The organism is Streptomyces sp. Ru71 (genome assembly GCF_002920535.1).
GTDB lineage: Bacteria > Actinomycetota > Actinomycetes > Streptomycetales > Streptomycetaceae > Streptomyces.
The window spans coordinates 1-5,567 of record NZ_PQSS01000147.1 but is presented as its reverse complement, the minus strand read 5'-3'; the positions used below and the strand labels follow the sequence as shown (position 1 = coordinate 5,567).

General features: G+C 69.9%; 3 protein-coding genes and 2 pseudogenes. 2 read left to right on the top strand and 3 right to left on the bottom strand.

Features of this window, described 5'->3' with window-relative positions; genetic code table 11:
• A pseudogene (locus C3489_RS37650) lies at positions 1–243 on the top strand (elongation factor G-like protein EF-G2); the annotation flags it as partial.
• Positions 244–427: 184 nt separating this feature from the next.
• Positions 428–2,083: a hypothetical protein gene (locus C3489_RS37645; protein WP_103786632.1), complete on the top strand. Its 1,656-nt coding sequence runs from the start codon at positions 428–430 to the stop codon at positions 2,081–2,083.
• 143 nt (positions 2,084–2,226) lie between these two features.
• Here C3489_RS37645 and C3489_RS37640 read toward each other — a convergent pair whose 3' ends face one another.
• From C3489_RS37640 to C3489_RS37630, 3 genes and pseudogenes are all read right to left on the bottom strand, one after another.
• Complete coding sequence (locus tag C3489_RS37640; protein WP_103786631.1) at positions 2,227–2,775, bottom strand: HIT domain-containing protein; 549 nt, start codon at positions 2,773–2,775, stop codon at positions 2,227–2,229.
• Positions 2,776–2,860: 85 nt separating this feature from the next.
• A complete protein-coding gene (gene thrS / locus C3489_RS37635) occupies positions 2,861–4,840 on the bottom strand; it encodes a threonine--tRNA ligase (RefSeq protein ID WP_103786630.1) in 1,980 nt (659 codons plus the stop codon).
• Between the two features lie 512 nt (positions 4,841–5,352).
• A pseudogene (locus tag C3489_RS37630) lies at positions 5,353–5,567 on the bottom strand (hypothetical protein); the annotation flags it as partial.

Genomic DNA, 5,567 nt, shown 5'->3' with positions numbered 1-5,567 from the left:
GTCGGCGCCGTGATGAGCGATCTGTCCGGCCGGCGCGGCCGGGTGCTGGGCACCGAGCAGACCAGCGGCGGACGCACCCTGGTGCGGGCCGAGGTGCCGGAGATCGAGATCGGGCGGTACGCCATCGACCTGCGCTCGATGTCCCACGGCACCGCGCGCTTCGACCGGCGGTACGTGCGGCACGAACCGATGCCGCAGCAGGTCGCCGAGCGGCTCCGAGAACAGGAGCGCGCGGCCTCGTAGTTGCCGCTCCCCGCGCACAACCGTCGTACGGAAGGGGCTCATCCGGGTCGGCGGGCGGCTTTGAGGGCCGTCCGCCGACGGATGTCGGTGCCGGCGGATACGCTGATGACCTGATCAACAGGTGTGCGCAGCACGGAAGTCGGGAAGGCCGCAGAAGCGAGAGTTGCGGCGACCGGGGGTGGGGATGAGCGTGGACGGCGGTTACGCGGACTTCTTCGGGCCGCAGGTGCCGCGTACCGGCGACGCGGGGCAGACGGCGACGTTCGCGCTGGCCTCGGCGGCCTACCGGGACAGCCCGATGGAGGAGATCAAGAAGGCCGACAACGAGTGGCACCAGACCGAGGTGAAGCCGGGCAAGCTCGCGCTGTTCCGGCCGAACCTGGGCGAGGCGTTCGCCCGCGCGGTCGTGGACCGCATGATCGGCAACGACCGCAAGCCGCTCATCCAGTCCTTCGGCGCCGAGCCGCAGGTGGTCGTCGAGCACTGCCTGGCGGCCAACAACCTCCGCCGGGACCGCGACAACCGGCTCACCGCCGCGATCGTGCTGTGCGGGCTGCTCTTCCTGCCCGGGTTCCTGGTCTGGCTGCTGGTCTTCCAGATCCGCACCACCATCGACAAGACGGACAACAAGCGCGCCTCCGCGCTGGGCACCACCCTGCTCGTCGCCGTGGCCGCGCTCGCCGTGATCTTCCTGGTCCGCATGCCCTTCAGCGGCTTCTGGGCCTGGTACGCGCGCGCGGCGGTGGTGATGCCGGTGGTCGGCTGGTTCTGGGCCAAGCAGATCTGCGAGCGGACCGCCAAGGACCTCCGCGAGCGCTGGGACAGCCTGCTGTCCGGCAGCAGCGTCGGCGCCAAGGTCCCCGAGGCGGTGCCCACCAGCCCGCGCGAGACCGCGGCCGAGCAGCTGCGCCAGTCCCTGGCCCGGCTCGGCGCCGAGCAGCAGTCCAACTCCGTCTTCTACGCCGGCCCCAAGGGCATCCTCGGCATGGGCACCCGCTGGGGCTCCTGGCAGCTCGCCGAGGAACTGGTGCCCGCCGACCCGGGCCGGGAGATCCACCCCTTCCGCAGCTGGGACGTGATCCGCTCGATCCACGATCAGCTGCGCATGCTGGAGCGCGGACCGCTGAACACGGGCGGCTTCCCGGCCGCGTCGATACGGCACTGGATCGTCACGCCGATCGGTGAGGGCGCCAAGGAGGTGTCCCGGCCGTCGGGCACGGACGTCGAGGAGTACCAGGTCAAGCCGCACGCCATACAGGACATCTGCAACAAGCAGCAGTTCGGCGCGGGTGACCGGCACTACCTGGGCGTGCAGTGGACCCTGTGGGACGGGCAGCTGGTCATCACCATGCTGATCACCGTGACCGTGCTGCACGCGACGCTGCGCATCGAGGTCACCGGCCACGCGCTGGGTCCGGTGAACCCGCTGTTCACCACCAAGCCGACGGCACCGACCAAGGAGGTCGCCAAGTCCCTCAAGCCGTGGGAGAACCGGACGGTCCAGCTGCCGCTGGTCACCACCAACGAGGTCGTACGGCTCGCCGTACGCGCCCCGCTGACCTGGTATCCCCCGCTGCTGAAGTGGCTCGGCGGCACGATAGGCCTGCCGGAGCCGTTCGGGCTGCGCCACGCCTGGGCGGACCAGCCGTGGCGGCACCGCTTCATGGCGGACGACGCGCTGCGGGCGGCGACGCCGGTGCTGCGCGTGGTGCACGCGGCGGCGATCAAGGTGCTGGAGGAGAACGGGGTGGACACGGAGAAGTTCGGAACCCGCTCGGCGTTCCTCAGCACGGCTGTGCAGGACCCGATGCCGAAGAAGGCGGACGTCTACGACGCGTAGGCCTCCGGCGGTTCGGCCGTTCTCACCCGCGGCTCGGTGGGTGGCCGGGGTCCCTGGGGGCTGCGCCCCCAGACCCCCATCGGCCTGAACGGCCTCGTCCTCACGCGCCGGACGGGCTGGATTTCACCGGCCCCGGCTGACGCTCAAGCCGTCGGCCAGGCCTCGGCGAGCATCTTCCTCGTGTCGGCGAGGAGCTGCGGCAGCACCTTCGTGTGGCCGACCACGGGCATGAAGTTCGTGTCGCCGCCCCAGCGCGGGACGATGTGCTGGTGCAGGTGGGCCGCGATGCCGGCGCCGGCGACCGTGCCCTGGTTCATGCCGATGTTGAAGCCGTGCGCGCCGGAGGCGGTGCGCAGCGCGGTCATCGCCTGCTTGGTCAGCTCCGCCAGCTCGGCGGTCTCCGCCGCCGTGAGATCGGTGTAGTCCGCGACATGGCGGTACGGCACGGTCATCAGGTGGCCGCCGTTGTACGGGTAGAGGTTGAGCACGGCGTACACCTGCTCACCCCGCTTGACGATCAGGCCGTCCTCGTCGGACTTGGCCGGGAGGGAGCAGAAGGGGCAGCCGTCGTCGGCCCCCGGGCCGCTCGGCTTGTTCTCCCCCTGGATGTAGGCCATCCGGTGGGGCGTCCACAGGCGCTGGAACGCGTCCTGCGTCCCCACTCCGATCTGCTGCTCCGGCTCACTCGTCATGCGTGCAGCATATGGCGTCCAGGTGGGTGACAGGGCAGGGCCCCCGGCGAGATCACGTCACCGGGGGCCCGCTCACAGAGCCTGCTCAGACCTGCGCCCGCTCCTCGACGACCTTCACGATCTTCGCGATGGCCTCGTCGAACGGAATGCCGTTCTCCTGGGAGCCGTCGCGGTAGCGGAAGGACACGGTGTCGTGGCCCATGTCCTCGTCGCCCGCGATGACCATGAACGGCACCTTCTGCTTCTGGGCGTTGCGGATCTTCTTCTGCATGCGGTCGGAGGAGGAGTCCACCTCGACCCGCAGCCCCTTCTCCTTCGCGGCCTCGGCCCAGCGCTGCAGGTACTCGACGTGGGCGTCGCCGATCGGGATGCCGACGGCCTGCACCGGGGCGAGCCAGGCCGGGAAGGCACCGGCGTAGTGCTCCAGCAGCACACCGAAGAACCGCTCGATGGAGCCGAACAGCGCGCGGTGGATCATCACCGGCTGCTGGCGGGAGCCGTCCGCGGCGGTGTACTCCAGGCCGAACCGCTTGGGCTGGTTGAAGTCGACCTGGATGGTCGACATCTGCCAGGAGCGGCCGATGGCGTCCTTGACCTGCACGGAGATCTTCGGACCGTAGTAGGCGGCGCCGCCCGGGTCCGCGACCAGCGGAAGGTTCTGCTTCTCGGCGGCCAGGCGGAGGGCCTCGGTGGCCTCCTCCCAGTCCTCGTCGCTGCCGATGAACTTGTCGGAGTCGTCGCGGGTGGACAGCTCCAGCTCGAACTCGGTCAGACCGTAGTCGCGCAGCAGGTCCAGGACGAAGGTCAGGAGCGTGTCCAGCTCCTGCGGCATCTGCTCCTTGGTGCAGTAGATGTGCGAGTCGTCCTGGGTGAAGCCGCGCGAGCGGGTCAGCCCGTGCACCACACCGGACTTCTCGTACCGGTACACGGTCCCGAACTCGAAGAGGCGCAGCGGCAGTTCACGGTAGGACCGGCCGCGCGACTTGAAGATCAGGTTGTGCATCGGGCAGTTCATCGCCTTGAGGCGGTAGTTCTGCTCGTCGAACTCGATGGCCGGGAACATGCCGTCGGCGTAGTGCGGCAGGTGACCGGAGATCTCGAACAGCCGCTCCTTGGAGATGTGCGGCGTGTTCACGAACTCGTACCCGGAGACCTCGTGCCGCTTGCGCGAGTAGGTCTCCATCTCCTTGCGGATCACACCGCCCTTGGGGTGGAACACGGCGAGACCCGGGCCCAGCTCCTCGGGGAAGGAGAACAGGTCCAGCTCCGCACCCAGCTTCCGATGATCCCGCTTCTCGGCCTCGGCGAGGAAGTCCAGATACTGCTTCAGCTCGTCCTTGGTCGGCCAGGCGGTGCCGTAGATGCGCTGGAGCTGCGGGTTCTTCTCGCTGCCCCGCCAGTAGGCGGCGGCCGAGCGCATCAGCTTGAACGCCGGGATGTTCCGGGTGGTGGGCAGGTGCGGACCGCGGCAGAGGTCCTTCCAGCACAGCTCGCCGGTCTTGGCGTCGAGGTTGTCGTAGATGGTCAGCTCACCACCGCCGACCTCGGCGTCCGCGCCCTCGGCGGCCTGCGCGGCGTTGCCCTTGAGCCCGATCAGCTCCAGCTTGTACGGCTCACCGGCCAGCTCCTCACGGGCGTCCTCGTCCGTGGTGACACGCCGCTCGAAGCGCTGACCCCGCTTGATGATCTCCTGCATCTTCTTCTCGATGCGCTTGAGGTCATCGGGGTGGAACGGCTCGGCGACGTCGAAGTCGTAGTAGAAGCCGTCACGGATGGGCGGGCCGATGCCGAGCTTGGCCTCGGGGAAGATCTCCTGCACGGCCTGCGCCATGACGTGCGCGGTGGAGTGGCGCAGGATGTTGAGACCGTCCTCGGAGGAGATCTCGACGCCCTCGACGGTCTCGCCGTCCTTGACCTCGTAGGCGAGGTCCTTGAGCTCACCGCCGACGCGGGCGGCCACGATCGAGCGCTCGCCGGCGAAGAGGTCGGCGGCCGTAGTGCCCGTCGTCACCACGCGTTCTTCCCGCTCGGAATCGCGCTGGATGATCACACGGACGTCTGACACCGGTCTCTCCTGACTGAAGGTGGGGATGCGGCGCCATACCGGAGCGCCCGCACGAGTAAGGATCGTACCGACCGAACACGCCCGGAGGCGAAACCGGTGCCCAGCGCTGGCCAGGGGGCCTACACGTGCCCGGCGCTGTAGCGGGCCGGGGGTGGGCGGCGCAGCCCGGCGCGACGGGGTGCCGATGGAGGTGACCGGCCACGACGGCGGGATAGCCGCCCGCGGCGGGGAGGGGGCGGGGTGGGGGGTGTCCGCCCGCAGCGGCCGGCACCGCCGACCCTCTCCGCGTCGGAGACAGTGGGCCGGACCGAGGACGGATACCCCCCACCCCGGCCCCGACTCACCCACCGGACAGAAGGCGCTACGCACGCCACGACGCGACAGCGACGGGCCGCCGCAGGCATTTCAGGGCGCGGGGAACTGCGCGACCAGCCACGACGCAACCCGCACAGGCCGCCGCAGGCACCCGCGAGCAACCGCCCACCCACCCGCAGACGACGAACAAGCCCCCCTCAATCCCCCCCGCACGCCTCCTCGAAGAAGTCCAGATCCTCCTGCAGCGACTTGATCAGCCGCTCCCGCTCCCCCTCGTCCACCTCCACCGGCACCACCCCCGACACCCCCGTGACCCGCCGAAACCCACCCCGGCTCTCCAGCCGGCCGTGCACCCGCACCGGCAACCCCACCAGACTGCGCGTGCCCCCGCGATCCCGGTAGTCCTCCTCGT

Excerpts from the sequence above, each read along its gene's own strand:
- C3489_RS37645 (WP_103786632.1), top strand. The coding sequence starts at position 428 with ATGAGCGTGGACGGCGGTTACGCGGACTTCTTCGGGCCGCAGGTGCCG.
- C3489_RS37640 (WP_103786631.1), bottom strand. The coding sequence starts at position 2,775 with ATGACGAGTGAGCCGGAGCAGCAGATCGGAGTGGGGACGCAGGACGCG.